This is a genomic window from Magnetococcus marinus MC-1 (assembly GCF_000014865.1).
Taxonomy (GTDB): domain Bacteria; phylum Pseudomonadota; class Magnetococcia; order Magnetococcales; family Magnetococcaceae; genus Magnetococcus; species Magnetococcus marinus.
Genome location: NC_008576.1, coordinates 4,244,737 through 4,270,606, shown reverse-complemented (window position 1 = coordinate 4,270,606; position 25,870 = coordinate 4,244,737). Strand labels below are relative to the sequence as shown.

Below are 25,870 nucleotides of genomic sequence, written 5' to 3'. Positions count from 1 at the left end.
TTCATCAATGTTGGGAGGTTGGACCTCCCACACCGGTGAATAGCGGTCTTGGAACAGCTTAGGTGGAGGGCCGATGCTGTTCAGCAGGCAAGACCATTAAGAAGGAGTGAGGGCGTGTTGAAGTTTTCTAAAAAGCTGCTTTATGCCATCGAGGCGGTGGTGGATATCGCTTATAATTCCGGTGGCGAACCGGTACAGATACGTGAAGTAACCAGCCGTCAGGGGGTGCCCCAGCGTTATCTGGAGCAAGTGATGCAGCGGTTGGTTAAAGCCGGTATTCTCAAGGGCATTCGTGGCCCAAAGGGGGGCTATCTGCTGGCTAAGGAGCGCAGTAAAATTAGCGTGGGGGATATTGCCCGGGTCGCTATGGAACTGGGTGATGAGGGCAACAATGGCCTACCCTCTGATGTGGCCACAGGCCCCATTGGAACGGCGGTGATACGCCCCGTGTGGGGGGAGTTTCAAGAAGAGATTTTGGTGATGATGGATAAGGTGTCGGTGGAGGATTTGACCAACCGCGCATTCCGTAATGGGGTGCCCAGTGAGGTCTATAACCGTATCACCTACACCATTTAACCCCTTGAGTGCGCACGGGCCGATACCCCTGTTGCTGGGGGCAGGTGGTTTGGGCAGTGCCACGGCGTTGGCCCTGGGTCTGTTGGGGGTGCGCCGCTTTGCGGTGATGGATGCTGATCGGGTTGAGCTTTCTAACCTACAGCGGCAGGTGATCTATGACCAAGGGGATGTGGGGCAGTTAAAGGTCGAGGCGTTGGCGGCGCAGATGGCGCGGCGCTTTCCCGGTAGCGAAATCCAGTGCATGGCCGAGCGGCTACTGCCCGAGGCGATGGTGGCCCGCTTTGCCCAGCACAGCTTGGTGGTGGATGGTAGCGATAATTTTACCACCCGTTTTGCCGCCAATGATGCCGCCTTGGTTGCTGGGGTACCCTTGGTGCATGGGGCGATTACCGGTTGGCGTGGGCAGGTGATGACGGTTACGCCGGGGTGTTCTCCCTGTCTGCGCTGTCTGTTTGAAGCCCCACCCAGCATCGAGGCGCCCACCTGTCAGGGGGCCGGGGTCTTGGGCAGCGGGGTGGGTGAGATCGGTGCCATCATGGCCCAACAGCTCTACACCCTTAGGCAGGGTGTGGGCGAGCTGCTGCATGGGCAGCTCTATACGGTGGATCTACGGCGTGGGGTACGTCGTGTGGTACGGTTTTATGCACGTCCAGGGTGTGGCTGTGGTATGGCCCATCAAGGGTTGGCACAGGTAGAGTGACCAATTGTGGTTTTAGGATGATGGCTTGCATAACAACCATCGTAGCCATTTATAGGTGCAGAAATGGGTCGAATCTATAACGATATCACCGAAACCATCGGCAACACGCCGCTGGTGCGCCTGAATCGCATCAGCCAAGGGTTGGATGCTGAGATTCTGGTTAAATTGGAGTATTTCAACCCCATGGCTTCGCTCAAGGACCGTATTGGTCTGGCGATGATCCAAGAGGCCGAGGCTAAGGGGCTGATCACTAAAGATACGTTGATTATTGAGCCAACCTCGGGCAATACCGGCATCGCCCTGGCCTTTGTCTGTGCCGCGCGGGGTTATCAATTGGTATTAACGATGCCAGAGTCCATGTCCATGGAGCGGCGCAAGCTGTTTGAGTTGCTGGGCGCGCAGGTGGTGTTAACCTCGGCCATGGACGGCATGAAGGGAGCCATTGATAAAGCCCAGGAGCTGCTGGCGGAGACCGACAAAGGGTTTATGCCCAACCAGTTTGATAATGGCGCCAACCCAGCGGTCCATGAGACCACCACCGCTGAGGAGATCTGGCGGGATACCGATGGTCAATTGGACCTGTTTTTGGCCGGCGTGGGCACCGGTGGTTGTTTAACCGGGGTGGCGCGCACGCTGAAAAAACGCATACCCCAGTTACGGGTGGTGGCGGTGGAGCCCGAATCCTCTCCGGTGCTCTCTGGGGGCATGCCCGGCCCGCACAAAATCCAGGGTATTGGGGCCGGTTTTGTGCCACGGGTGCTGGATACCCAGTTGATGGATGAGGTGGTGCGGGTGGGGGATCAAGAAGCCTTTGAAGTGGCCCGGCGCATGGCCCGAGAAGAGGGTATCGCCTGTGGTATCTCCTCAGGGGCGGTGGTGGCGGCGGCGCTGCAACTGGCCCGTACACCCCGCTACGCAGGCAAACGGTTTGTGCTGGTCTTAGCCAGCTTTGCGGAACGCTATCTCTCCACCGAGCTGTTTCCCTCACAGCTACCCTAAGGTCAACCAGGGATGTTTAGCGAGGCACAGATCAACCGCTATGCCCGCCACATCCTGCTGGATGGGATAGGCGGGATTGGGCAGCAGCGCTTGCTGAAAGCCCACCTCGTGTTGGTGGGGCGGGGTGCAGCTTGGGCGGCGGCGTTGATCTATCTGGTTGCGGCTGGGGTGGGGCGCATTACCCTCGTGCAGGCCCTACCCCAGCAGCCCATTACCCCAGGCGAGGCAGTGCTGGGCCTGCCTCCTGGCGCAAATGTGGCGCAGCTTGGGGCACAATTGGCTTGCCTGAATGAGGATACGGTGGTGGAGCAGGGGTCGCTTTGTGCAGGTGATGGCATGCTCTGTTTTTCACCCCTCGCGGTGGCGCCAACCCATCCACACCTGCCTTGGCAGCTTACGGTGTTAGGGTGTGGGGAGGGTGGCGTGCTGTGGGGTGGCCAGCTGCCCGCAACGGTGCCGGTCTCGGTTGATGCGGCGACCCCATTGGCGCAACTTAGCCTCAATCGGCTTGGCTGTGTGGCAGCAACCGAGGCGCTTAAAGCGCTACTGGGCGGCCAAGTGGCCCAGGGTGAGCTGTTCCGTCTGTAAGGCAAACAGGGCCATGGGCAGCTGCGTAGAGCGGCTCGATTCCGCTATGGTTTTGTATCCATCAGGGGCGAGTCATCTTCATCATCCCACAGCAATGCCTCTTCCTCTTCATCCTCTTCTTGATTTAAGCGGGCATGCTCGGTTAACAGGGTATCTACCCATATACCGAGCTGTTTACTCTCCTGAGCAATGCTGAGCAGCTCGGCTTGGGTGGTGCTGTCCAGATTGGGCTGTTTAAAGCGAATCATCTCCACCGCGCGAAAGATACCGCTTAAAGGTTGGCGAAATTCATGGGAGAGCAGGGATAAAAAAGTGCGCTGACGACGGCGGATGCGGCGCTCCATGTGCACGGCGACCATGCGTTGCTGATGGGTGCTTTCTAACGAGGCACTGGCGGCTTCTAGCTCCATAGCGCGGCGTTTAACGTGGCGCTCTAGCTCCAACTCGGTAGATTGTATGTCCCGAAGCAGAGCCTCTTGGGCCCGGCGCTGATCCTGTTGCATGCACTGTACGCGGTAGCCCAACACCAAGGTAAACAGGATTAAATGGCTCAAGCTCCCCAATTGAAAGGCGTGCTCCGTCCAAAAATTATGGGGGATTGTCCCCTCTTGCATCATCCGATAGATGTAACCGCCCACGGCTGTGGGCAAAAAGGCAATAAAGTAAAGCAGGTAAAGTCCATAGCTTTGACGGCGATAGGCAATGATGAGTGTTAAAAAGCTAGAAAGGGCAAACACATAAAAGGCTAAATTCATGATATGCGGGGAGAAATAGATGACCTGTTGGGTGAGCCCAAAGGGCATCACCAGGGCAACCCCAATGACCAGTACGTGATAGAGCTTGTGCATGGTAGGCAGATAGCGTTTGAGCTCCAGCAGATGATCCCACAGCAAAATCACCGCAATGGTCATGATGTGCAAGGCAAAAATCAGGACAAAATCGTTAAACCAAGGCCACGTGATGGGCAACAGCAAGAAGAACAGATTGGCCGTATTGGCTTGGATCAGTATAAGACCTACCAAATAGAGCGCGTAGATACGCAAGACAGGATCGCGTAACCAAATGCCCGCCAACAGGTTGACCCCAATCAGCAGTAAAAAAATACCCAAATGCATGCCATAAATCAGATTGTCTTGGCGCTCATTCTCCATAAACGCTTGCTCCTGCCAGATGGTGCCAAATAGGGTCATCATCTGTAGCGTCTGTAGACGTAGGTAAAGGGTGGTCTGGGGTGCAGAGCCAAGATCCAAGGGCACGCTGTAGAGCCGGCTCGCCATGGGGCGTTGGTTAAGGGGGGTGTGATCTCCCAACACCACACGTTGATAGTGGCCAGGGGTGGGGGTGGGGATGTAGAGTTCCAAACGGTCTAATAGCGCGGAGCCCAGCTCAATAATCCAGCGCGATGGCGCGTCAGGCTCCCGTTCCAGGTTTACCCTTAGCCAGCGTTCGCCAGATTGAAAGCCGCCGGCAAAGCCCCAGTTAATATTCAAAAATTGTTGGGTAATTTGCGGTTTTATAACCTGCTCAATGGTCAATGGGGTAGCCTGGGCGGGCAGTAATTGAAAGTGCCCTTGCAGGCTTTGGCGTTGGGTTTCTCGCATTAACAGTATGGGGCTATTATGGGTGGCATCGTAGAAACGTTCATGGGCACAGACCGCCGTAGGGCTCAGCAAGAGGCTGACGAGCACGAACAGGCCATAAAGCAGGTGTGCGGCGGTGCGGGCCATGGCTTACAGCGGCTTACGGGTGACGATACAATAGACACCCGGTTGTTCGGTGGCTTGTGGGGGGGTCACCAGATAGCCTTCTTCCAGCAGGGAGCGGGGCACATTGAGCAGGGGCTCTCCTTCACGCAGAAGGATAAGCAAGGGCTCACCGGGCTGCATCTGCTCCAAGTGCAGCTTAACCTTAACGAAAGTTATGGGGCATTGGTCTTGGCTAATATCGAGTGTGGCTGTGCTCATGGCGCGATCATTTTATGTAGGGCGTGAATACGGGTGACAAAGGGGTGCTCGCCGACGACCGACCGAAAGGTTTCACTGGCTTTAACGGCCTCTTCGCGGGTTGGGTAGTTACCCATCCAGACAAAAAACCAAGTCTCTTGCTTACGATTGAGGTAGTGACTCAGCATGGGGCTGTAACCCAAAGAGACCAACCGAGAGGCCAACAATTTGGCCCGTTGGCGATCTTGGAAAGCACCGACTTGGATGGTGTAGCCACTCACTTGAGCGCGCTCAGTGGGGAGGGCGGGTGCGGGTAAAAGGGGCTGCTCTGGCTCAGTCGGGGGGTTAGGGGATGTCGAAACCTCTTGTAAAAACAGGGGTAGTTCAACATCACCGGGCAGCGGTTGATTGTCCCCCCCATAGGTAGGGCTATTCAGCTCAGCATCATCTTGCCCTTGTCGGTTAAAGATCTCTTGCATGGTGTCGGGAAAGGTAAGAAAGACCGTGGGTTGTGGTTCGAGAATAATCCACACAGCATCCCCCAAAAATTGGTGCAGGCGGCGTTTAAGCAGACGCAGAGCCAGCACCAGATCATCCTTATTAAGGTAGCTGATCTGTTCGCTCCACAGGGGTTTTTCTTGGTTGGGCAGCCAGAGCTTGAGTACAACCTGTTGCAGGGGCTCTTTAACCACTTTAAGTTGTAAGAGCTGATCGGCTTGTAACCAAGAGAACCGCTCCCGTCCCTGGGGGGTCGTTGGGTCAATCTTAGCCCAATTTTCTGGGGCAGGCAGAGGTTGGAACTCCAGGGAACGGGTCGCGTGAATGTTGTCTAACCAGCGTTGCAAAATGGCGCGCTCGCTGAGATCTTCTGCCTGGATGGGCAGGGTTAATAAGCGATAGGTGCGGGCGGGCGGGGGTTGCTTAATGGCGACTGGGCTAAGTGGCGGTACGCTGCTTGCGGGGCTGCATCCGGTGATGAGCAACAACACCAGACATAGAGCGTAACCCAAACGCCACCCGCGAGGGTGTGTATGGGAGGGTAGTATACGCAAATGGGCAGCAGACATAGAGCTTGATCCATAGGGTTGGTAAGTGCCAAGCCGAGGTGATCAGGATAGGCTGTTTCGGCAAGCGTGTGGTGTTACGCTGTCCCAGGGCTGCGCTCAGCCTGCTTAGGTAGGGCGTGACTGGGGGAGAATACGACCGATGAGGCGCGAATGACCCCTAAGGCCAGGATTAAGGCACTAAAGGCATAGATCTCTTCGGTATGCATTTTTTCTTGGAACAGCTTAATCATGATCTCCCGCAGGACGAACACAATGGCGGCATCCACAATAAACACCAAACGCAGGCGTTTTTGCTCGAAGTATTCCACCAAAGAGCGGGAGAGCTCAATGAGGATAAACAGCGACAGCACATCGGCAATTAAGGTGTGATAGCTGTTTGCGAGGCCGCCTGTCAGCAGCAGATCGCTCAGGCCCAAAAACAGTTTACCGGCCCCAATGACCACACCCAGGGTCAAGAAGAGCAAGATAACCCCAAAAACCGCATTGGTAACATGGTAAAAATAGGGCAATAAGCGTTCTTTACAAAACAGGTTAGGCGGTTTTTCCAGCATGGGGCGTATCCTTATTGCAAGGGGGGCGGAGCCCCTGAGGTTAGGGTGACATTATGACCAGAAAGCGCGGCCTTAAACAGAGTTTTTTTCTGCTGGCCGAGCTTTAAGGTGTAAACTTGGCGGCGATGGGGTTTAGCCGCTAAGGGTGGGGCCAAGCGCTTGCTGGCTACCATGGGAGAACCCAACACAATGGGGCGGGTAGGGTGCCGTCACGGCCTTTGGTTTGGTGGATGGAGCAGATAAACGATGGAAAAGTATGCACCTCCCATAGATCGCACCGGCAACCAAGCGGGGGGGCGTCCCCCCCTGCACCAGCTCTTCGATGACGCACCGCCGCCGGATAGGCACGCCCCCTCGCTGGATCCCGTCTATGGGGAGGATCTGGCCCCGGAGGATTTTCCTCAAGAAACGGTGCCGCGTGCTCCGGTCGCCTTTTTATGGATGCTGGTGCGGCGCCACTTTGCCGGACGGGCCTTGGCGATGATGGGGGTCGCCGCGCTCTCCATCGGGGTGATGGGTTGTGAACCCCCCGTACTGCGACGCTTGGTCGAGACCTTGGGGCAGGGTGGGCACTCGGTAGATGCCCAGCAAGCGTGGTTTTGGTTTGCCATGGTGGCGGGCATTTGGTTGCTTTCATCGCTGTGCAACCGGGCTTTCCAAATTTTGGACCTCTACACTGCGCCACGTTTGCGGTTTGCCGTACAGTCCTACCTCTACGCCTATTTGCAAGGCCATAGCCCACGTTATTTCCAAGAAAATTTTGCGGGAAAACTGGGGCAAAAGATTAAACAAGCCGGGCAGAGTGCCCTGCCGTTGCTCAATATCCTGCTGCATGATGGGGTGCGGATTATTACCATTCTGGCCATGGGTACGGTGATGCTCTGGGAGATGTGGCCCGCCATGAGTTTAACCCTGTTGGGCTGGTCGGTGGGTTTTTTAGGGGTTGCTCTGTTCTATGCCCGTCGCTGTCAGGCCCTCTCCTACGCCTTTTCTGATGAGGTTTCCACCTCGGCTGGACGCTTGATCGACACCATCACCAACATTGAGCTGGTGCGGGCTTTTAGTCGTCAGCTCTTTGAACGGCGTCAACTGGCCGGTTTTTTGGCGCGGGAACAGCAGGCGTCGGAACGGGTGCGCTGGTTCTTGATTATTATGAACAGTGTGCTCTATACCATCACCCTGTTTTTTCAAGTGCTGTTGCTGGCGATGGTGGTTCACCGGGTGGTCAAAGGGGAGCTGGGGGTGGGGGATTTTGTGCTGGTCTTTTCCCTGATCACCATCGTTGTTAATAACGTGTGGAACCTTTCCCAACGCATGTTGGAGTTTTATGAGCAGCTGGGCATTCTTGCCGAGGCGTTGGCCATGGTGGGGCAGCCCCATGAAATTCAAGATGCCCCCCAAGCGCAACCGTTGCAAGTGACCCAAGGGGAGGTGGTGTTTGAGCGGCTACATTTCAACCATGGCGATGGACATGGGGTGTTCCACGGTCTGGACCTCACCATTAAGGCAGGGGAAAAGGTGGGGTTGGTGGGGCCATCGGGTGCGGGCAAAAGTACCTTGGTCAAGCTGCTGCGCCGTCAGTATGACCCTCAGCAGGGGCGTATCTGCATTGATGGACAAGATATTGCCCAAGTGACTTTGTGCTCCCTTAACGATGCCATCGCCGAGGTGCCCCAACTGCCCGGCATGTTGCACCGCAGCATTGGGGACAACCTACTTTATGCCCGACTGGATGCCCAGCCCCAAGAGCTGGTGGATGCGGCGGCTCAGGCCCACTGTATGGCCTTTATCGGACGCCGCGCGGGAGGGATGGCAACCCTAGTGGGGGAGCTGGGGGTGCAGCTCTCTGGGGGTGAAAAGCAGCGGATTGCCATCGCCCGTGCCTTTCTTAAAAATGCTCCGATTCTTATTTTGGATGAAGCAACCTCCTCGTTAGACTCTCAAACCGAGCATCTTATCCAGACATCTTTATGGCAGTTAATGGAGGGTCGAACGGTGATTGCCATTGCCCATCGGCTCTCTACCCTAACTGCGTTAGATCGCATTATCTATCTGGAGCAAGGTGAGATTGTGGAGATGGGTACCCATAGAGAGCTGCTGGCCAAACAGGGTGCCTATTGGCGACTGTGGGAGCGGCAATCTGGAGGTTTTTTACCTGAGTAGTTTTTACCAAAGGCAAGATGCTGGGGGCGTAAAACAGTGGCTCATGGAATGGAACTGCGTTAGATTGGGTAAGCTTTGCTTGGGTGGAACGGTTACTCTTTTGGCAGGATTCTATGATGAGAATGCTATTATTGGTGTTGGTTGGGTTGCTTGCTTGGCTTCCCTCCAGTTGGGCTGGGGATGAGCCCCCCATCCATGCCGATATCCGTCACCGCCCCCCCGAGATGATTGTACATGGCGGCTTTATGGGTGGCCCCCTTAAAGAGGTGTTGGAGCAGGCAGCCGCCAAGTTACAGCGCAAAGTTGTGTGGCGTTCGGTTCCTTTTTCAGAAAGTTATAAAGATCTTCAAAGCGGTGCGGTGGATGTGGTACCACGGACCATCCGTACGGCCGAGCGAGAGCCTTTTGTGCATTTTTTAGGGCCGATTGGTCAGCAGAACAAGGCGATTCTGTTTTTGCTGAGAAAGGGCCAGGAGCGGCAGATTCGCAGTTTAGCCGATCTGCATGGTCTAACGGTTGGGGTTAAACCCAAAACGGCCTATTTTCCCGCGTTTGACCAAGATGAAAGTATTACCAAACTGCCGACTGAGGGGGGCGATTATGGTCTGGTGACCCGCTTGATCGAGGGCACGGCTGATGTGGTGGCCGTGTTGGACCAAGCCGCCATGGAGAGTGCCTTGGCCGGTTTAGGCTTTAAAGATTATGCCTATGCCCCCTTTCGCCATGAACAAATTATCGAGAACTATTTTGGTTTTTCCAAAAATTCACCCCTAGCCGCCGTGGCACCGGCCTTAAATCACCTTCTCCAAGAGATGGCGGCCAGCGGTCAGATTGAGGCAATCTACGCCCGCCATCAAGCCAACCCCATGCCCATTGCGGAGCATGGCTCCCTGCTCACCGTGGCAGAGAAGGCGTGGTTAGCAACCCATCCAGAACCCCTGCTGGTACACAACGAACAGGATTATCCCCCCTTTAACTATGTGGTAGAGGGTCGCCCCAGCGGTTTTTCGATTGATTTTATGGATCTGGTCGCAGCCAAACTTGGGCTTACCATCCGTTATGTGACAGGCCCTCGTTGGTCTGAATTTCTTGAGCAGATGCAGCAGGGTAAGCTGGATATTATGCTCAACATTGTGCAGACCGAGGCGCGGGATCACTATCTTAATTTTACCCGTCCCTATGTGGATAATCCGCCGGTGTTTGTCACCCGCCAGGATCAACCCCCCGTGCGCCGTTTTGAAGAGCTGGTTGGTCGTCGGGTAGCCGTGCCCGAAGGCTTTTTTTATCAGGAACTCATGGGCAATCGTTACCCAGAGATTCAACAACACCTGACCAAGGGCATGCTTGAGGCGTTGCAAGCCGTGGCAGGGGGTGAAGCGGATGCTGCTGTGGGGGGGCTGGCGATTGAAAATTGGTTGATCCAGACCTATGGTTTAACCAACCTGCGGGTGGATAGTCTGATTCGTGATACCGCATTTTCCAACCAGCTACGCATGGCGGTACACAAAGAGCAACCGCTGCTCGCAGCTTTGCTGCAAAAGGGGATTGACGCGGTTACACAAGAGGAGTTGGGGGCTCTCCAGAGAAAATGGTTTGGTGGGGCGGTTGATCCGGGCAGCGAGCGTGTGGCCGTGGGAGAAAACCTAGGCTTGGTGCCCCAAGAGCGGGTGTGGTTGCGGGAGCATCCAAATATCCGCTTGGGGGTGGATCCTGCTCGGCCCCCCTTTGAGTTTATGGATCGCAACGGTATCCATAAGGGCATGATTAGCGACTATGTAAAAGAGGTTGAACAGAGCATCGGCGTGCGCATGGAACCGGTGCAAAATCTGGATTGGGAAGCGATGCTTGCCCGCGCCAAACGGGGCGAAATTGATGTGATTTCAGCGCTCAGTCCAAGCCCAGAGCGACGCAAGCAGTTTTTGTTTAGCCGACCCTATATGCAGGTACCTATTGCGGTGTTAACCCGTAATACGGTGGAGGATCTGCAAAAGATGGACAACCTGCGCGAAACCCGTTTGGGTGTCGTTAAGGGTTATATGACCGAAGAGTTGGTGCGTCGCAACCATCCCCAGCAAAAGATTTTTCCCTATAAAAACTTGGAAGTGGCCCTTAAAGCGCTCTCTGTGGGTGAAGTGGATGCGTTGTTAGCCAATCAGCTAGCGGCGGTGCATCGGGTCAATGAGCTGGCGATTACCAACTTAAAGGTGAATTTTGTCTCGCCCTACAGCGACGATCTGGCCTTTGGCATTCGTCAAGATTGGCAGCCTTTGGTGGCGATTATGGATAAAGCCATCGCGGCGATTCCCGCAAGTGAACGGGAACGCATTCAGCGCAGTTGGGGGGGGGGTAGTCTGACCCAGGGCATGGAGCCGAGTCAGTTGGAGAGTATCCCCTACGGACGGCTTGGTTGGATGGTGCTGGCGCTGGTGGGTGTGCTGCTGGTGGTTGAGCGGATTCTGGATCGCAGTGGGGCCGATGTGCAAAGCTTTTATCGATCCCGTTCCGCTAAAACGCTGGGCGTGAGCTTGGTGGCTGTGCTCATGGTGTTTGTGGTGGTGATGGCATGGCTGTTTATAGAGCACCAAGAGCGGCAGACGCGACAACGCACCGGCGAGTCCTTGAGCACCCTGTTGCAGACCACCCACGAAGCGCTCTCGATTTGGGTGCGCGGCAATCGTAATTTTTTACAGGCCATGGCACGTGATTTGGAGATTCGCCATTATACGCAAGCCTTGGTCGCGAGCGATTTGGCTGACCTGAGTCGCAATCCGGCCCAGCAGGAGATGGCCGCCCATTTTCAGCGGGTCATACTTGCCCGTGAAGCACAAAGTTTTGCCTTGCTGGATGCCACAGGCACCATACGTTTTTCCACCAACAGCCATGATTTGGGTAAGCAGCATGCGTTGGCCAGCCTTAGGGCCGATGCATTGGCTAAAGTGTTTGCCGGGGAGGGTGTGTTTATTGCGCCTCTGCTCGAACCCGTGGAAGGGGAGGCACGGCCATCTCTCTTTATGATGGAGCCGGTTAAAAATGCCACCGGGCAGACCCTGGCAGCCCTGGCGCAACGTTTGGATCCAACCCAAGAGTGGACCCGTATTGCCAATGTCGGGCGGCTCAATAAAACCGGCGAGACCTATCTGTTTAACCAAGCGGGCATTCTGGCCTCAGAGAGTAGATTTCTCTATCAACTCAAGCAACTTAAATTGGTGGGTGAGCAGGAGAACAGTATTCTCAATCTGCGCTTGGGGGATCCTGGTGGAGATCTATTTAAGGGGTATACACCCCACAAAACGAGGGATCAATATCCCCTGACACGCATGGCGCAAGCCGCGATTAAGGGCCAGAGTGGGCAGGATATTGAGGGGTATCGGGACTATCGCGGGGTGCCGGTGCTGGGGGTATGGTTATGGGATAGCGAGTTGGGCTTGGGCATGGTCAGTGAGGTGGATGTGCAAGATGCCCTAACCTCTTATTATGCCAATCGTAATGCCTTGCTGTGGGTGTTGGCCGTCACGCTGTTGCTGTCGTTGGCACTGACGGTGTTCAGTGCGCTGCTGGGGGAGCGGGCCAACCGTCAACTGCTTAAATCCAAAGATGAGCTAGAGGATATGGTGCAGAGCCGTACCATGGCCCTGAATAGGGCTTCGGAGGGGCTTAATCTGGCCCTATCGAGCATGTCTAACGGACTCATCATGCTGGACCAGGCCCTAACCATTCTTATTGTCAATGGTCACTATTTGTCTCTGTTGCAGCTACCTGAAACACTGGTTGGTGTGGGTAAACCCATTGAACCGGTGGTGCGCTATCTGGTCGTCCGTGGGGATTATGGCGCGGTGGATGAAGAGAGCATGGTTCGGCAGCAGCTACAGAGCATGCGCCAACAACAGAGTGGCAATATTGAGCTTAATACCCCCGATCGACGCAGTATTGATGTGCATCAGGCCCCAACAGAAACCGGTGGGATGGTGTTTACCCTGACCGATGTAACCGAACGCAAACGCAGTGAAGAGCGCCTTAATTTGGCCCTAGAAGGGGGTTCCCTGGGTTACTGGGACGTCAACTTGATTACAGATGAGATGGTGGTTAACCAACGTTGGGCAGAGATGTTGGGTTATGGGTTGGATGAGATTAGCCCGGTCTTGAGGCAGACGTGGTTAGAGACCATACACCCTGAGGATCGTGAATTGGTATTGGCCCGTGGCAATGACTACCGGGCTGGTGTGTTGGATCGTTACGAGGTGGAGTACCGGGCACGAGCCAAGGATGGCACGGCGCGTTGGTTGGTCTCGCGGGGGGCCATTATGGAGCACCAAGAGGATGGCCAGCCACGGCGCATGGTGGGCACGGTGCAGGATATAACCGAGCGTAAACTGATGGAGGCCGCCCTTTCCGAGTCAGAGGAGCGTAGCCGGCTGATTTTGACCTCTGTGACCGATGGTATTTTTGGTATGGATGCCCAAGGGTGTACCACCTTTGTCAACCCTGCGGCGGCGGCTATGTTGGGTTATCGCGAAGATGAGCTGACCGGGATGCTTATGCACGATACCGTGCACCATAGCCATCCCGATGGCAGCCCCTATGCCCATGAGCAGTGCCCCATGCGGGCCGCCTTTGCAGAGGGGGCCGTGCGGGTCATTACCGACGAGGTGTTGTGGCATAAGGATGGTCACGCCTTTCCGGTTGAGTATACCGCTGTACCCATGCAAAAAAGGGGCAAACGGGTGGGTGCGGTGGTGGTGTTTCGTGACATCACCCAGCGCAAGGCCGATGAGAAGCGCTTGGCAGAGAGTGAACAGCGGTTGGTGCTGGCCCTACAGGGTGCCAACTTGGGATTATGGGATTGGCAAGCGGAGACCGGTTCTCTGATTACCAACGATATTTGGTCGGCGATGATTGGCTACACCAAAGAGGCGTTGGATGCCCGTTATGGCAACACGTTTGAACGCTGGTTGGCGTTGGTGCATGCCGACGACCTGCCGGAAACCCAGCAGCGGTTAGAGGCCCACTTGCGGGGTGAAACCGAGGAGTTTCGGGCCGAGTATCGGATGTTGACCGAATCGGGAGAGTGGAAATGGATTTTGGATATTGGGCGCGGGGTGGAGTGGGATGAGCAGGGTGTTGCCAAGCGTCTGGTGGGCATTCATCAGGACATTGATGCCCTCAAGCGCTCAGCAGAGCAGCTACGTCTGGCCAACTTTCTCAGCGATCAGGCGCTGGATCTTAGTCAGGCGGGTTACTGGCATGTCCCCCTGACCGCAGAGGATGGCTACTATAACTCGTCGGAGCGTGCTGCGGCGGTGTTTGGCGATCCACCACGGCCCGATTGGCGTTACCATGTGATGGATGAGTGGTTTGCCAATGTGGAGGCGGGGGATAAGCTGGCGTCAGCAGCAACCTTGGCCAATTTTACAGCGGCCATCAATGGCACGGTGCCTCGCTATGACAGCATCTACGCCTATAAACGCCCCCTGGATGGCAAGGTGGTATGGATTCATGCAATGGGCCATGTAGAGCGAGACGAACAGGGCAAAGCGACGGATATGTATGGCATTACCATGGATATTACCGCCAGTAAGCTAGCGGCGGATGCCATTCAGCAAGCCAAGGAGATTGCGGATGCGGCAAACCAGGCCAAGAGCGATTTTTTAGCCAACATGTCCCATGAGATTCGTACCCCTATGAATGCCATTATCGGCATGAGCCATCTGGCGTTACAGACCGATCTAAATGGGCGCCAGCGTAACTATATTACCAAGGTTAAGCGCTCGGCCGAGGCGTTGTTGGGGATCATTAACGATATTCTGGATTTCTCTAAGATCGAAGCCGGTAAACTCACCATGGAGTTCATTGATTTTCGACTGGAGGATGTGTTGGATAACCTCTCCAATCTGGTGGGGTTAAAGGCTGAAGAGAAAGGGTTGGAGCTGCACTTTAGTTTACCGCCAGGGCTGCATACGGCGCTCAAGGGTGATCCCTTGCGGCTGGGGCAGGTGCTCATCAACCTAGGCAACAATGCGGTTAAGTTTACCGCCCATGGGGATGTGGTGGTAAAGGTGCAGCAGCTGGAGCGTACCACGGAGCGCATTAAACTCTATTTTAGCGTCAAGGATAGTGGCATCGGCATGACCCCGGAGCAGAAGGGGTTGTTGTTTAAATCCTTTAGCCAAGCGGATGCCTCCACCACCCGTAAGTTTGGCGGTACTGGCCTGGGATTGGCCATCTCCAAGCGGTTGGTGGAGATGATGGAGGGTGAAATTGATGTGGATAGTGTGCCTGAGCAGGGCAGCGATTTTCACTTTAGTGCATGGTTTGGGTTGGGCGAAGTGCGGGGCGAAGAGACGCTGCGGGTAGAGCGGGATTTGGCGAATCTGCATCTGTTGGTGGTGGATGACAACAGCACCGCGCGGGAGATTCTCGCGGAGATGGCGCAAAGTTTTGGTTTTCGGGTAGACACGGCAGAGAGTGGCGCAGCGGCTTTGGCTAAAGTTGAAGCCGCGGCGGCGTTAAACGATCCGGTACAGGTTGTGCTAATGGATTGGAAAATGCCTGATATGGATGGGCTTCAGACTGCCCGCGCCATGCAGCATAATGACGATTTGCAAGAGCTGCCTATGGTCATTATGGTGACCGCCTATGGCCGGGAAGAGGCCGTGCAGGCTGCGACAGGGGTGGAACTCAAGGGCTTTCTGACCAAGCCTGTTTCACCCTCGACACTGTTGGATGCGGTGATGGGCGCCTTGGGCCGGGAAGGGGTATCAGGCCGTCGTGCCCATGAGCGGCAGGTTGAAGAGTCAGAAGCCATCATCCTGCTGCGTGGTGCCAAGGTGTTGTTGGTGGAGGATAACGAGATTAACCAAGAGCTGGCTCTGGAGTTATTGGCCAATGCCGGCATTTTGGCCAAGCTGGCGGAAAATGGTGTCGAGGCTTTGCAGGCCCTTCAGCGAGAGCCCTTTGATGGGGTGTTGATGGATGTACAAATGCCCATTATGGATGGCTACACGGCCACCCGTGAAATCCGCAAACAGGCGGCTTTTAAGGATCTACCGGTGATCGCCATGACAGCCAATGTGATGGCGGCTGATCTGGAGAAAGCCAAGGCCGCAGGCATGCAAGCCCACGTGAGTAAACCCATTGATGTACGCGAGATGTTTACCACCATGGCCCAGTGGATTAAACCGTCAGGATTGGTGGTAGAGCCGGTGCTTGCGGTGACAACAGCAGAGCCGGTGGATGTGGGTGAGGGGGATGCGTTCCCCACAAGCCTGCCGGGGATCCATTTGCAGGAGGGATTAGCCCGTTCAGGGGGGGATGTTTCCCTATATCGGCGGTTATTGGGTAAATTCCGCGAGAATCAAGCCGCAGCATTGGTGCGCATGCAGGGGCATTTGCAACAAGGTGAGCGTGAGGATGCGGTGCGTCAAATACATACCCTTAAAGGGGTGAGTGGTACCCTTGGTGCACGAGACCTATTTGAGGCGGCAAAGGCGCTAGAGGCCAACCTGAAAGCCCACGATACCCCCGTGGATGAAGCCTTGTTGGCAACCACCGAGCAAGCTTTGCAGCAGGTGCTGGGGGGGTTGGCGTTTACGGCGCAGGTCAGCAGCCCAGCAGATGGGGTGCAGGCTGAACCATTGGCCCAGCGATTGTCAGCCCTGCGCCGTTTGTTGGAAGAGGATGATGTGGCGTCAGCCCGTTTGGTTGAGCCGTTACTACCCATGTTGGCGGGAAGCCCCTTAGCCCCGCTGGCTAAGCAGCTCAGTGAGGCGGTGAGTGGATACGATTTTGAGGCGGCCTTGTTGGCGTTGCAGGCGCTGGAGGCGGCGGTTGCAGGGGCTGATGAGGGTGCCCAGATTGATCTGCCCCAGGTGCGGGAAGCGGCCCGCGCTCTGCTGCACCTGTTAGAGGAGGATGATACCGCCGCGGGGGAGGCCGCAGAGGCGCTTTCCCAGATGTTACAAAGCGTGTCGTCGTTGGGTGAGGATGCGCATCAAGCGGGCCAGTTGGCCGAGCGTTATGCTTTTGAGGAGGCCGCGACGGTGGTGCGTGCGCTGTTGGCGAAGCTGGAGCAGTTGGGTTAGGCTGGTAGCCTGTGGCATAACGGGGTTCATGGGGGTGGTTGACTGGCTAGGCTGGTTTGCCGAAGGTGGGTGCGGTCTGCTGGGTTGGGTTTGGGGCGATGCGGGATTGGTGCGCAAAGGCGTAGCAAGGGTGAAAAAGGAGACGACAGATGGGCGAATTGGTGGAAAAGGCCACGCTATTGGTGGTGGATGATACCCCAGAAAATATTGAAGTTCTCTCCGGCGTGCTACGCAGCTGCTACCGCGTTAAGGCGGCGCTCAATGGGGAAAAGGCGCTGCGTATTGCAGCCATGGAGCCGCGCCCCGACATGATTTTGTTGGATGTGATGATGCCCGGCATGGATGGCTATGAGGTGTGCCGACGGCTTAAAGCGGACCCCATAACCGCCCACATACCGGTGATTTTTGTCACCGCCAAAGCGACGGTAGAGGATGAGTTAGAGGGGTTGCAGCTGGGGGCGGTGGATTATATTACCAAGCCCATCAGTCCACCCATTGTAGAGCTTAGGGTGCGCACCCAGTTGGCGTTGTACGATCAGCAGCGGGAGCTGGAGCGTATGGTGCAGGTACGCACCGAGCAGTTGGTGCAGACTCGGTTGGAGATTATTCGCCGGTTGGGTCGTGCGGCGGAGTTTAAGGATAATGAGACCGGCCTACATGTGATCCGTATGAGCCACTATGCCCGGCTGATGGCAGAGGCTTTAAACATCTCGGCGCAATGGACTGAGTTGGTATTTAATGCGGCCCCCATGCACGATATTGGCAAGATCGGCATCCCCGATCATGTTTTGCTCAAACCCGGTAAGTTGGATGATGAAGAGTGGCTCGTGATGCGCAGACACCCGGTGATGGGGGCTGAGATTATTGGGGACCATGATTCGGAGCTGATGAGCCTCTCTAAAGAGATCTCCTTGACCCATCATGAAAAGTGGGATGGTAGCGGTTATCCGCACGGTCTGCGGGGGGAGCAGATTCCCCTGGCAGGCCGGATCGTCGCCATTGCCGACGTGTTTGATGCGCTCACCTCCGAGCGTCCCTATAAAAAGGCGTGGTCGGTGGAGAAGGCGGTGGAGATTATTGAAAAGGATGCTGGCACCCATTTTGATCCCAGTTTGGTGCCGGTGTTTCTTAAAACCTTGCCTGAAGCACTGGAGATTAAGGCACGCTACGGGGAATCCAGCCACGGATAGCGCGGCGTGGTCGGCTTAGGGGCGGCTTTTGCATGAAGGGCGCCCTCGACCGCCGTGGTTAGGTTGGGTGCGGCGTCTAGGGCATGTGGCGAGCCTATCAAGCGTTAGGTTGGCAGCGCGGTGGTGTGCGGCGGGGGCTGTTGCTGGGGATACCCCCTCTATACCTAGGGTTGTCATGGCATAGAGGGGGGAAGGTCTGGGCATTAGGCGGAGAGAAAGGGCTTCTCTTTGCTCCAAGCGGCGAGCAGTTCTTCTTTAGCAGGACCGTGGTGGTTTTGGATCCACTGTTCGGCATCGGCGATGTTGGTAACAACCTTGACCAACTTTAGATCATGTTCCAGCCAGCGCGCGGCCAAATCTTGGGGTGGCGGTGCTTCGTCAGGATCGGCCCGCACGGTGTGACCATGCAGATCCTCATATTCGATGACATGGTTGCCAGATGCTAGGATGGATTGGAAAACGGGGGGCACAAAGGCTTCGCCACCAAACTCCCGCTCCAGGGCTTCACGGCCAAGGCTCACATAATCAAAGCCGGTGCGTTTTTCGGCAAGCTCGATCAGGGCCTGGGTGTCCAGCAGTTGAAACGCGATGGCACCGGGTGCGGCGGTAATCATGAGATAGTCCCAATGTCCACCCGTTGCCAGTTCACCAGAGGCTTGTTTTTGTTTAAAGCGATCCCACGCTTCGCGCAAGGGGGCTTGATCAGCGTCGCTGAGGGTTGCCAACCACGCTTCGACAGCAGGCATATCAGCAAACAGTTTATGGTTGGGCAGGGCTTTTTCTATCCAGTGGGCAGCCAGATCGGTTTCGGTCGGGGCGCGGTCCTGTGGGCTTTGAATGTCGTGGCCGTGCAGGTCGGTGTACTCCACCAAGCCACCCTCGGCATCCATCATGGAGCGAATGGCGGCAGGGATGAACTCAATACCACCATATTCCCGCTCAAGCTCTGCACGGTTGCGCACACGGTAGGAAAAATCGGTTTTACTTTCGGCAAGTTCCACCAAGCTCTCTGCATCCATGCGGAGGATATGGATATTGTTGGGGGTAGCGTTAACCAAGATTCGGGTTGGCATGGATGACTCCGTTGGGTTTAAGTGCCGTGGTCATTAGGCACCGATTATCACATCGCAGGTTTTTAACATAAGCCTAAATAGGAGAGATTTCAAGTGCTAAGCAGGCATCATGGGGTTTTTGCAAGGGATGCTGTGGTGGGGAAAATGAGGAGCCTGGTAACGGGGTTGGCTGTGGAGTGTCAACCCCTTGTAGCAGCATGGAATCTAAGCAGAGCTGGCAGCGTGGGCGGGTGGGGGGGGCTGTGATCAGGTCGGTTAGAAATGGGCATGAGCCGTCCAGTCTTGGGGGAGAAGGCATATTCCGCCATACAACAGGACAACCCGCTGCGGGTCGGGTGTTTGTTGAGGGAAAAGGATAACAAGCCGCGCGGTTTCCTTTTATCCCGGCTGGCATTAGGGTAGATTTATATTTTCTTTGTTTTGTTAAGGTGTTAGTGGTGATAATGCCGAGGATACCCCCTTAATTGGGGTAAGAGAAGGGCCGATGGTGTTGGGGGGTGCTGCTCTAAGCGGTCAATCCTCTAACGGGTGGGGCGTTTAGAAGTTTCTGGCGAATGTGGTGTTTTAGGGATGTATAAAATGAAAGCCAAAGTGTTTGATTACTATATGATGCGGCTCTATAAAGCCGCGCCTGTTTGGTTGCAACGGTTGTTTTTATGGTATGTCTATCGGCCTTATCGTCAAGATTTGCCCAAGGATGGTACGGCACCGATTTTTCATGAGTTATATATTGAGTTGCGTACCCGTTGTAACAGTACGGTGTGTCGTTTTTGTCCGGCGGTTAAGGGCGCGGATGAGCGACCAGATATTACCATGCCCTTTGAGGTGTATGCCAAGGTGATTGATCAACTGGCGGAGATCAACTATGGGGGGCGAATCGCCTTTTATTTAAGCAATGAACCGTTGATTGTGAAGGATTTTCCGCGTTATGTGGCCTATGCGCGGGAGAAGCTGCCCCAGGCGTGGTTGATGATTACCACCAATGGGCAGGCGTTGACGCCAAAGACGGGGCGTCCATTGTTGGAAGCGGGTTTAAATATGATCAATTTAAATTTGTATAACGATGATTTAGAGGCTCCATTGCCTGAGCCTATCAAGCGGTTTGAGGAGGAGGTTTTGCAGGCGTATGCGCAGCAGGGGCGTGTTCAGTATCAGGGATCGCGACATTCGGCTCAGGGTCAGCCGGTGGATTTTGTCTACAATGTTAACCGCCGCTTGGCTACGGAGGTTTTGACCAACCGAGGGGGTTCGGCTCCTAACAATTTGGGGGATCATGAGCGGCAGCGTTCGCCGTTGGGTTTATGTGACAATCCCTTTTACAGCATGACCATTACGTCGGATGGTCGGGTAGGGCGCTGTTGTTCGGATCACTATATCCATGAAGCGTTGGGCAACATTAAGGATCAGCCATTGATGGAGATATGGAACGGGGCGGCATTTGGTGCGTTGCGTCGTGCTTTATTGAGGAATGATCGCCCAGCGGGTGTATGTCGGGTATGTGATTCAGCGGGCATCCGCTGGAGCCGCCAGAACAGCTGGCAGGAGCGGTTTTTAAAAAATTTAACCCAGTAGTCGGTGGATCGTCCACGGGGTATTTTGACCGTGCAAGAGGGCCCGTGGGCGATATACTGCCCGACCACACCGTCACAGCTCGGTATTCCCCCCCTTATTAGGGGCATTCTGAAGTAGAGTTAAGCAGTCATATCTAACCTCTGGTTAGGTGTCACGCACACCAATGGCCATTGGTGTGCGTGAGCATCGCGCCATAAAATGGGTAGCACGCGACAAATAAGAGCGATAGATCAAATGCTAATCGTATAATTTAGGGAAAAACGATTAGGTTTGGTCAGGGTCACAGCATGCAAGGGCTGCCGTCGTTCTTTTGGCAAGAGAGGAGAAAACCTCAATCTCCGCTCCCACGGTAACGCTAAGGTTACGTCCGTGCTAAATGCAAAACAGGCGATTGAACGTGGTGTTCAACCGCCTGTAAATACTTGAAAAATGGTGGGCGATACTGGGATTGAACCAGTGACCCCTGCCGTGTGAAGGCAGTGCTCTCCCGCTGAGCTAATCGCCCCTTGTGCCTGATTCAAGGAGCGTGATTTATACCCAAAATCGTGCTACCTTGTCAAAGAAAAAATGCGTATCGGACGGTATACCCTATGACCCCAACTGCCCATGACTGGATCGCCGCATTCGGCTACCTGGAAACCTCCGGCGTGCCCATGCTCTATGGTGACATGCCCACTCTCGAACTCATACAACAACAGTTCGATAGCGCACCCGCCCAAGCGTGGCGTACACCCTCCATTACCCCACATGCCCAATCCCAAACCGCTGGGTATGCACCGTCACAGCAGGCCGCCTACCCCACAGTCGCAGCCGCCCCAGCCAAACGGCCCCGCCTGCCCCAACCCGTCGCACCCGCCCATAAACCGGATGAGACCCCCATTGTCACCCCACCACAACCCCTTAACCTGCCTGCCGGTAAAGCCGCTGCCCTAGAACATATCGCCCAACACTGTCAAGCCTGCCAACGCTGCGACCTCTGCCGTACCCGCACACAGGCCGTGCCCGGTATCGGTCATCCCGATGCCCCCGTGGTGTTTGTGGGCGAAGCCCCAGGAGCCGAAGAAGACCGCATCGGACAACCCTTTGTCGGCCCCGCCGGTCAACTGCTGGACCGCATGATGGCAACCATCGGCCTGCAACGTGAGCATGTCTATATCGCCAACGTCGTAAAATGTCGCCCCCCAGGCAACCGTAACCCCCAAACCCACGAAGTGGCGCTCTGCCAAGGCTACCTCCACCAACAGCTCGAAGTGATTTCCCCTAAAGTAATCTTCGCCCTAGGCCGCTTCGCCATACAAAGCCTGCTGGGTAGTACCGATAGCGTGGCCGCAATCCGCCGCCATGAACACAGCTGGCGCGGTATTCCCGTGCTGGCCTCCTACCACCCCGCCTTCTACCTGCGTACCCCAACCCGTAAAAAAGATGGTTGGCTGGACCTTATTCGTTTGCAGCAGCTTTTAGAAAACAACCCAAAACAGCCCTTGATCCGATAGGTTGATCCGACCCCAACGCATGAAGCTCTTTTAAATCCTTCTAAACTAACGTAGTCTGGTTACTACGAAGGCACCAAATAGGAGCACGTTGATGGTCAGTCGTTTGTGGATGGCACTGCTGTGTGGTTTGCTCAACCTACTGTTGGCAACACCCTCGCTGGCCCAGACGCCGCTTATATTCGGTGTGCACCCCTTCTTGCCTGCCACAGAGCTACATAAACGTTTTCAACCCCTCATCACCTTCTTAATGCATGAACTACAACGGCCTGTGCAATTTCATGTGGCCGCCAATTATGCAGAACATTTAAAAAATCTCGTGGATAACCAGATTGATATCGCCTATCTTGGCCCCTATCCCTACATTAAATTGGTGCATGATTTTACGCAACCACGCCTGCTGGCCCAACTGCGGGTTAATGGTGAAAACGCCTACCATGGTGTAATCTTTACCTATGAAAAAGCATCGCTACAAAGTTTGGCCGACCTACGCGGTAAACGCATGGCATTTGGCGATGTGGACTCCACCATGAGCCATCTTATCCCTTTAAAAATGCTCCAACAAGCAGGCGTGAAAAAGGTTGATCTGGGTGGTTTCCAACATGTCAATAACCACCTTAATGTCGTCTACGGTGTATTGACCGGCCTGTTTGATGCCGGAGCCACCAAAGAGAGCACCTATCACCAATACGCGGCTTGGGGGCTGCGTGTGTTGGCGCGTTCCCCCGCTGTACCTAACCATGTACTCGTCGCACGTGCCACCTTGCCCAATGCGCACATCGAAGCGGTTAAAGCGGCCTTGGCGAAAATAGGGAGCGGAACCCTAGACACCCTAATATTAAAACCGCTTAAACCGAACATTACGGGTTTGGGGCCAGTGACGGATGCCGATTTTGATGGATTGCGTAGACTGCTTTCCGTACCCATACCGCAGCGGGGGCAACCCTAATGGCGCATATCAATGTCCATACAAATCTCCGTAACTCCAGGCCGTTGATTTTATTCGCTGGGGCATTGTTGCTGTTGTTGCTGACCCAGTTGTGGGTCATTACCGGAAAATATCAACAGGATATGCGTGAGGATCTGCATGGTAGCATCAAAGCCCAGCTTGCCTTGCTCGGTGCTACGTTGCAGGAAGCCGCCATCCGTGGTGACCTTGCTCAGATCAAGCGCAACCTTGAAATGTGGGGGCAGGCTCACTCAGAAATTTTGGCCATACGGGCGATCTCTCCCAACGGGTTTGAGTTGGTTCATTATCAAGCGGGCGCGTTGCAGGGTGATATGTATGTCCATAAAAGCGCAATAACCGTAGATGGGCGTCAGCTCATAACCCTGGAAGTTACCCATAATTTAAGCATGATCAATGACCGACTGCGTACCATGACCCTCTACATGGGGGTGGTCTCCAGTCTGATATCGGGACTATTTGCCCTAACGGTTTGGTGGATTATGACCCGTTTTGCCATCGCGCCGCTCAACCAAGAGTTGGCAGCACGGCAGCGCGCGGAAAATATGATACGCGAGAGTCAACAGGCGCTGGTCAAAGCACAATTGGTAGCCCATATGGGGAGCTGGAGTAGCGATGTCGCCATTGAACATATGGAGTGGTCCCAGGGGCTCTGCCAGCTGTTGGGGGTGAAGGTTGATGAGGCACCTCTACCGGTGGAGCGCCTGTTGGGGTTGGTTCCACAGCCCCAGCAACAGTCTGTGTTAGAGATGTTGGATCGTCTCAGTCAACAGCAGCAAAATCAAGTCCAGATGGAGCACCGCATTCATCGCGAAACCGGTGGGGTGTTGCAGGTGCTGCACCGCTGTGAACGGGTGGAAGGGGCCAATGGCCCACGGGTGCAGGGCATTTTAATTGATACCAGTCAGAGCGAGGCACTGCGTGGGGCTTTGGCGGCCAGTGAAGAGAAATTTCGTAACCTGTTCGACAATATGGGCAGCGGGGTGGCCATTTATGAAGCCATAGATAATGGCGATGATTTTATTATTCGTGGCTTTAATAAGGCGAGCACGGTTTTTACCAAACTCGACCGCGAGAGTATATTGGGAAAGCGGGTCACGGAGATTTTTCCGGGCATCCGGGCGATGGGGCTGCTGGATCTTTTTAAGCGGGTATGGCACAGCGGCGTGCCGGAACATTTACCATTAACCCAATATAGCGACCAACGCATTACACAGTGGGTGGAAAACTATGTCTACCGTTTAGAAAATGGTGAGGTGGTCGCGGTATTTGATGACGTTACTTCCAACCGACAGGCCCAGCAGGAGCTGGCCCAGAGTGAGCTGCGTTTTCGCGAGATGGCCGAGACCTTGGAGGATGTCTTCTGGATCACCAGTGCCCATGGGCACCGCATACTCTATGTCAATCCAGCGTTTGAAAAGGTGTGGGGCTATTCGGTACAGGCGCTGGAGCAAGATATTAACCTCTGGTCGCAGTCGATCCACCCGGAGGATCGTGCGCGGGTCGAAGAGGCGCTCCTCCAAAGCACAAGCCATGCGGATGGTTTTGATCAGGAGTACCGTATTGTGCGGGGGGATGATGGCCAATTGCGCTGGATACATAACCGAGGTTATCCCATTGAGGAGCAGGGGCAGGTAGTCAGAGTAGTTGGGTTAGCCACGGATATTACAGCTAAAAAAGAGAATGAAGCAGCGCTACAGCAGGCGATGCGACAGGCGCAGCAGGCCAGTCAAGCCAAGAGTGAGTTTTTAGCGGCCATGTCCCATGAGATCCGTACCCCAATGAACACGGTTATTGGTATGACCGAGCTGCTGCTGGAGACCCCTTTGAGTGAAGAGCAGCAGCGTTATGTGCGGAGTTTGCGCAGCTCGGGTACAGCGTTGTTGGACGTGATTAACGCCATTTTGGATCTTACCCGTATTGAGTCGGGCCGTCTGGAACTGACCGAAGAGCGTTATGATCTCCATGAATTAATGCGTGAAACCTGTGAAGTTATGGGCTATGCCGCGGCCAAAAAGAAGCTGGAGATGGTCTTGGAGATGAATCCCAATACCCCCAACTATTTGGTGGGGGATGCGCCGCGTTTGCGTCAGATCCTGATCAATTTGGTGGGAAATGCCATAAAATTTACCGAAGTGGGACAGGTTTGTGTGCGTGTTTGGTTAGATGAAGCGGTAGAGCGCTTACGCATTGAGGTCGAGGATAGTGGAATTGGTATTCCCAAGGAGCACATAAACACCATTTTTGATATGTTTGCCCAAGCAGATTCCAGTATGGCCCGTCGTTTTGGTGGCAGTGGGCTGGGTTTGACCATCTCTCAGCGTTTGGCTCAGCTTATGGGGGGGCGTCTCGCGGTGCAGAGTCAGGTACAAAAGGGCAGTTGCTTTACCTTGTCCATGCCTTGCCAAATTGGTGAAGAACCTGCACAAGAGGTGGTAACAGAAACGCAGAGTTTAACCCGTCAGACTTTACGCATTTTGCTGGCGGAGGACTCTGTGGATAACCAAAATTTAATTCAGGCCTATCTCTCCCGTACATCCCACGAACTGATCTATGCCATCAATGGAGAAGAGGCTGAGCGCTACGTTAAATCCGGGCAGCCAGTGGACCTGATCTTGATGGATATACAGATGCCCTTGGTGGATGGCTATACCGCCACCCGTCGCATTCGAGCATGGGAACAGCAGCAGGGGCGGCCTGCGGTACCGATTGTGGCTTTAACCGCCCATGCTTTGAAAGAGGATGAAATGCGCAGTTTAGAAGCGGGTTGTGACGCACACTTGACCAAGCCCATCGGTAAAAAGCAGCTATTGCAGGTATTGGCACACTATCCACGTCGGGAGAGCACCCCGTAAGGCGGTCCGCACGAATGGCTACCCCTTCTTGATGGGCGATTGATGGGGTGGTGGTTCT

At 54.9% G+C, this 25,870-nt stretch carries 16 protein-coding genes and 1 tRNA gene; 11 read left to right on the top strand and 6 right to left on the bottom strand.

Annotation, left to right across the window (positions count from 1 at the left end; all coding sequences use genetic code 11):
• Nucleotides 1-114: 114 nt before the first annotated feature.
• The 4 genes from MMC1_RS17495 to MMC1_RS20660 all read left to right on the top strand — a co-directional run bounded on the left by MMC1_RS17495 (nucleotide 115) and on the right by MMC1_RS20660 (nucleotide 2,863).
• Entirely contained in the window at nucleotides 115-576 is a 462-nt protein-coding gene (locus MMC1_RS17495; RefSeq protein WP_011714961.1) for an RrF2 family transcriptional regulator, read from the top strand.
• 4 nt (nucleotides 577-580) lie between these two features.
• Nucleotides 581-1,276, top strand: coding sequence for a HesA/MoeB/ThiF family protein (locus tag MMC1_RS17490; protein WP_011714960.1), 696 nt, complete (start codon nucleotides 581-583; stop codon nucleotides 1,274-1,276).
• Nucleotides 1,277-1,339: 63 nt separating this feature from the next.
• Nucleotides 1,340-2,275 (top strand): cysteine synthase A, encoded by a 936-nt coding sequence (gene cysK / locus MMC1_RS17485; RefSeq protein WP_011714959.1) that lies wholly within the window; start codon nucleotides 1,340-1,342, stop codon nucleotides 2,273-2,275.
• Between the two features lie 12 nt (nucleotides 2,276-2,287).
• Entirely contained in the window at nucleotides 2,288-2,863 is a 576-nt protein-coding gene (locus MMC1_RS20660; RefSeq protein WP_011714958.1) for a molybdopterin biosynthesis protein, read from the top strand.
• A gap of 44 nt (nucleotides 2,864-2,907) precedes the next feature.
• Here the strand turns inward: MMC1_RS20660 and MMC1_RS17475 are convergent, their stop codons facing one another.
• From MMC1_RS17475 to MMC1_RS17460, 4 genes are all read right to left on the bottom strand, one after another.
• Nucleotides 2,908-4,590, bottom strand: coding sequence for a 7TMR-DISM family protein (locus MMC1_RS17475; RefSeq protein ID WP_011714957.1), 1,683 nt, complete (start codon nucleotides 4,588-4,590; stop codon nucleotides 2,908-2,910).
• Nucleotides 4,591-4,593: 3 nt separating this feature from the next.
• A complete protein-coding gene (locus MMC1_RS17470) occupies nucleotides 4,594-4,827 on the bottom strand; it encodes a sulfurtransferase TusA family protein (RefSeq protein WP_011714956.1) in 234 nt (77 codons plus the stop codon).
• Nucleotides 4,824-5,873: an SPOR domain-containing protein gene (locus MMC1_RS17465; protein ID WP_011714955.1), complete on the bottom strand. Its 1,050-nt coding sequence runs from the start codon at nucleotides 5,871-5,873 to the stop codon at nucleotides 4,824-4,826. Before MMC1_RS17465 ends, MMC1_RS17470 begins: the two co-directional genes overlap by 4 nt.
• A 74-nt stretch (nucleotides 5,874-5,947) precedes the next feature.
• Nucleotides 5,948-6,424 (bottom strand): phosphate-starvation-inducible PsiE family protein, encoded by a 477-nt coding sequence (locus MMC1_RS17460; protein ID WP_011714954.1) that lies wholly within the window; start codon nucleotides 6,422-6,424, stop codon nucleotides 5,948-5,950.
• Nucleotides 6,425-6,670: 246 nt separating this feature from the next.
• Between MMC1_RS17460 and MMC1_RS17455 the strand changes: the two genes are divergently transcribed.
• The 3 genes from MMC1_RS17455 (at nucleotide 6,671) to MMC1_RS17445 (ending at nucleotide 17,855) form a co-directional block, all read left to right on the top strand.
• Nucleotides 6,671-8,587, top strand: coding sequence for an ABC transporter ATP-binding protein (locus MMC1_RS17455; RefSeq protein ID WP_011714953.1), 1,917 nt, complete (start codon nucleotides 6,671-6,673; stop codon nucleotides 8,585-8,587).
• Between the two features lie 113 nt (nucleotides 8,588-8,700).
• A complete protein-coding gene (locus MMC1_RS17450; protein WP_011714952.1) occupies nucleotides 8,701-16,665 on the top strand; it encodes a transporter substrate-binding domain-containing protein in 7,965 nt (2,654 codons plus the stop codon).
• Nucleotides 16,666-16,814: 149 nt separating this feature from the next.
• The gene (locus MMC1_RS17445) at nucleotides 16,815-17,855 is read left to right on the top strand and encodes an HD-GYP domain-containing protein (protein ID WP_011714951.1); all 1,041 of its coding nucleotides are present in this window, start codon (nucleotides 16,815-16,817) and stop codon (nucleotides 17,853-17,855) included.
• 203 nt (nucleotides 17,856-18,058) lie between these two features.
• Here MMC1_RS17445 and MMC1_RS17440 read toward each other — a convergent pair whose 3' ends face one another.
• Nucleotides 18,059-18,928, bottom strand: coding sequence for a hypothetical protein (locus tag MMC1_RS17440; RefSeq protein ID WP_011714950.1), 870 nt, complete (start codon nucleotides 18,926-18,928; stop codon nucleotides 18,059-18,061).
• A 579-nt stretch (nucleotides 18,929-19,507) separates the two neighbouring features.
• On the opposite strand from MMC1_RS17440, the gene MMC1_RS17435 reads away from it, so the two are divergent.
• Nucleotides 19,508-20,500, top strand: coding sequence for a radical SAM/SPASM domain-containing protein (locus MMC1_RS17435; RefSeq protein WP_011714949.1), 993 nt, complete (start codon nucleotides 19,508-19,510; stop codon nucleotides 20,498-20,500).
• 430 nt (nucleotides 20,501-20,930) lie between these two features.
• Here MMC1_RS17435 and MMC1_RS17430 read toward each other — a convergent pair.
• Nucleotides 20,931-21,005, bottom strand: a tRNA-Val gene (locus tag MMC1_RS17430).
• A gap of 85 nt (nucleotides 21,006-21,090) precedes the next feature.
• On the opposite strand from MMC1_RS17430, the gene MMC1_RS20655 reads away from it, so the two are divergent.
• The 3 genes from MMC1_RS20655 (at nucleotide 21,091) to MMC1_RS20650 (ending at nucleotide 25,812) form a co-directional block, all read left to right on the top strand.
• Nucleotides 21,091-21,993 (top strand): uracil-DNA glycosylase, encoded by a 903-nt coding sequence (locus MMC1_RS20655; protein ID WP_011714948.1) that lies wholly within the window; start codon nucleotides 21,091-21,093, stop codon nucleotides 21,991-21,993.
• A gap of 91 nt (nucleotides 21,994-22,084) precedes the next feature.
• Nucleotides 22,085-22,939, top strand: coding sequence for a phosphate/phosphite/phosphonate ABC transporter substrate-binding protein (gene phnD / locus MMC1_RS17420; RefSeq protein ID WP_011714947.1), 855 nt, complete (start codon nucleotides 22,085-22,087; stop codon nucleotides 22,937-22,939).
• Nucleotides 22,939-25,812, top strand: coding sequence for a PAS domain-containing hybrid sensor histidine kinase/response regulator (locus tag MMC1_RS20650; protein ID WP_011714946.1), 2,874 nt, complete (start codon nucleotides 22,939-22,941; stop codon nucleotides 25,810-25,812). The genes phnD and MMC1_RS20650 overlap by 1 nt, the downstream gene beginning before the upstream one ends.
• Nucleotides 25,813-25,870: the final 58 nt, after the last annotated feature.

Coding starts and splice junctions, on each gene's coding strand:
- MMC1_RS17470 (WP_011714956.1), bottom strand. CDS start 4,827: ATGAGCACAGCCACACTCGATATTAGCCAAGACCAATGCCCCATAACT.
- MMC1_RS17475 (WP_011714957.1), bottom strand. CDS start 4,590: ATGGCCCGCACCGCCGCACACCTGCTTTATGGCCTGTTCGTGCTCGTC.
- MMC1_RS17450 (WP_011714952.1), top strand. CDS start 8,701: ATGATGAGAATGCTATTATTGGTGTTGGTTGGGTTGCTTGCTTGGCTT.
- MMC1_RS17455 (WP_011714953.1), top strand. CDS start 6,671: ATGGAAAAGTATGCACCTCCCATAGATCGCACCGGCAACCAAGCGGGG.
- MMC1_RS17435 (WP_011714949.1), top strand. CDS start 19,508: ATGAAAGCCAAAGTGTTTGATTACTATATGATGCGGCTCTATAAAGCC.
- MMC1_RS20650 (WP_011714946.1), top strand. CDS start 22,939: ATGGCGCATATCAATGTCCATACAAATCTCCGTAACTCCAGGCCGTTG.
- MMC1_RS17465 (WP_011714955.1), bottom strand. CDS start 5,873: ATGTCTGCTGCCCATTTGCGTATACTACCCTCCCATACACACCCTCGC.
- phnD (WP_011714947.1), top strand. CDS start 22,085: ATGGTCAGTCGTTTGTGGATGGCACTGCTGTGTGGTTTGCTCAACCTA.
- MMC1_RS20655 (WP_011714948.1), top strand. CDS start 21,091: ATGACCCCAACTGCCCATGACTGGATCGCCGCATTCGGCTACCTGGAA.
- MMC1_RS17440 (WP_011714950.1), bottom strand. CDS start 18,928: ATGCCAACCCGAATCTTGGTTAACGCTACCCCCAACAATATCCATATC.
- MMC1_RS17460 (WP_011714954.1), bottom strand. CDS start 6,424: ATGCTGGAAAAACCGCCTAACCTGTTTTGTAAAGAACGCTTATTGCCC.
- MMC1_RS17445 (WP_011714951.1), top strand. CDS start 16,815: ATGGGCGAATTGGTGGAAAAGGCCACGCTATTGGTGGTGGATGATACC.
- cysK (WP_011714959.1), top strand. CDS start 1,340: ATGGGTCGAATCTATAACGATATCACCGAAACCATCGGCAACACGCCG.
- MMC1_RS20660 (WP_011714958.1), top strand. CDS start 2,288: ATGTTTAGCGAGGCACAGATCAACCGCTATGCCCGCCACATCCTGCTG.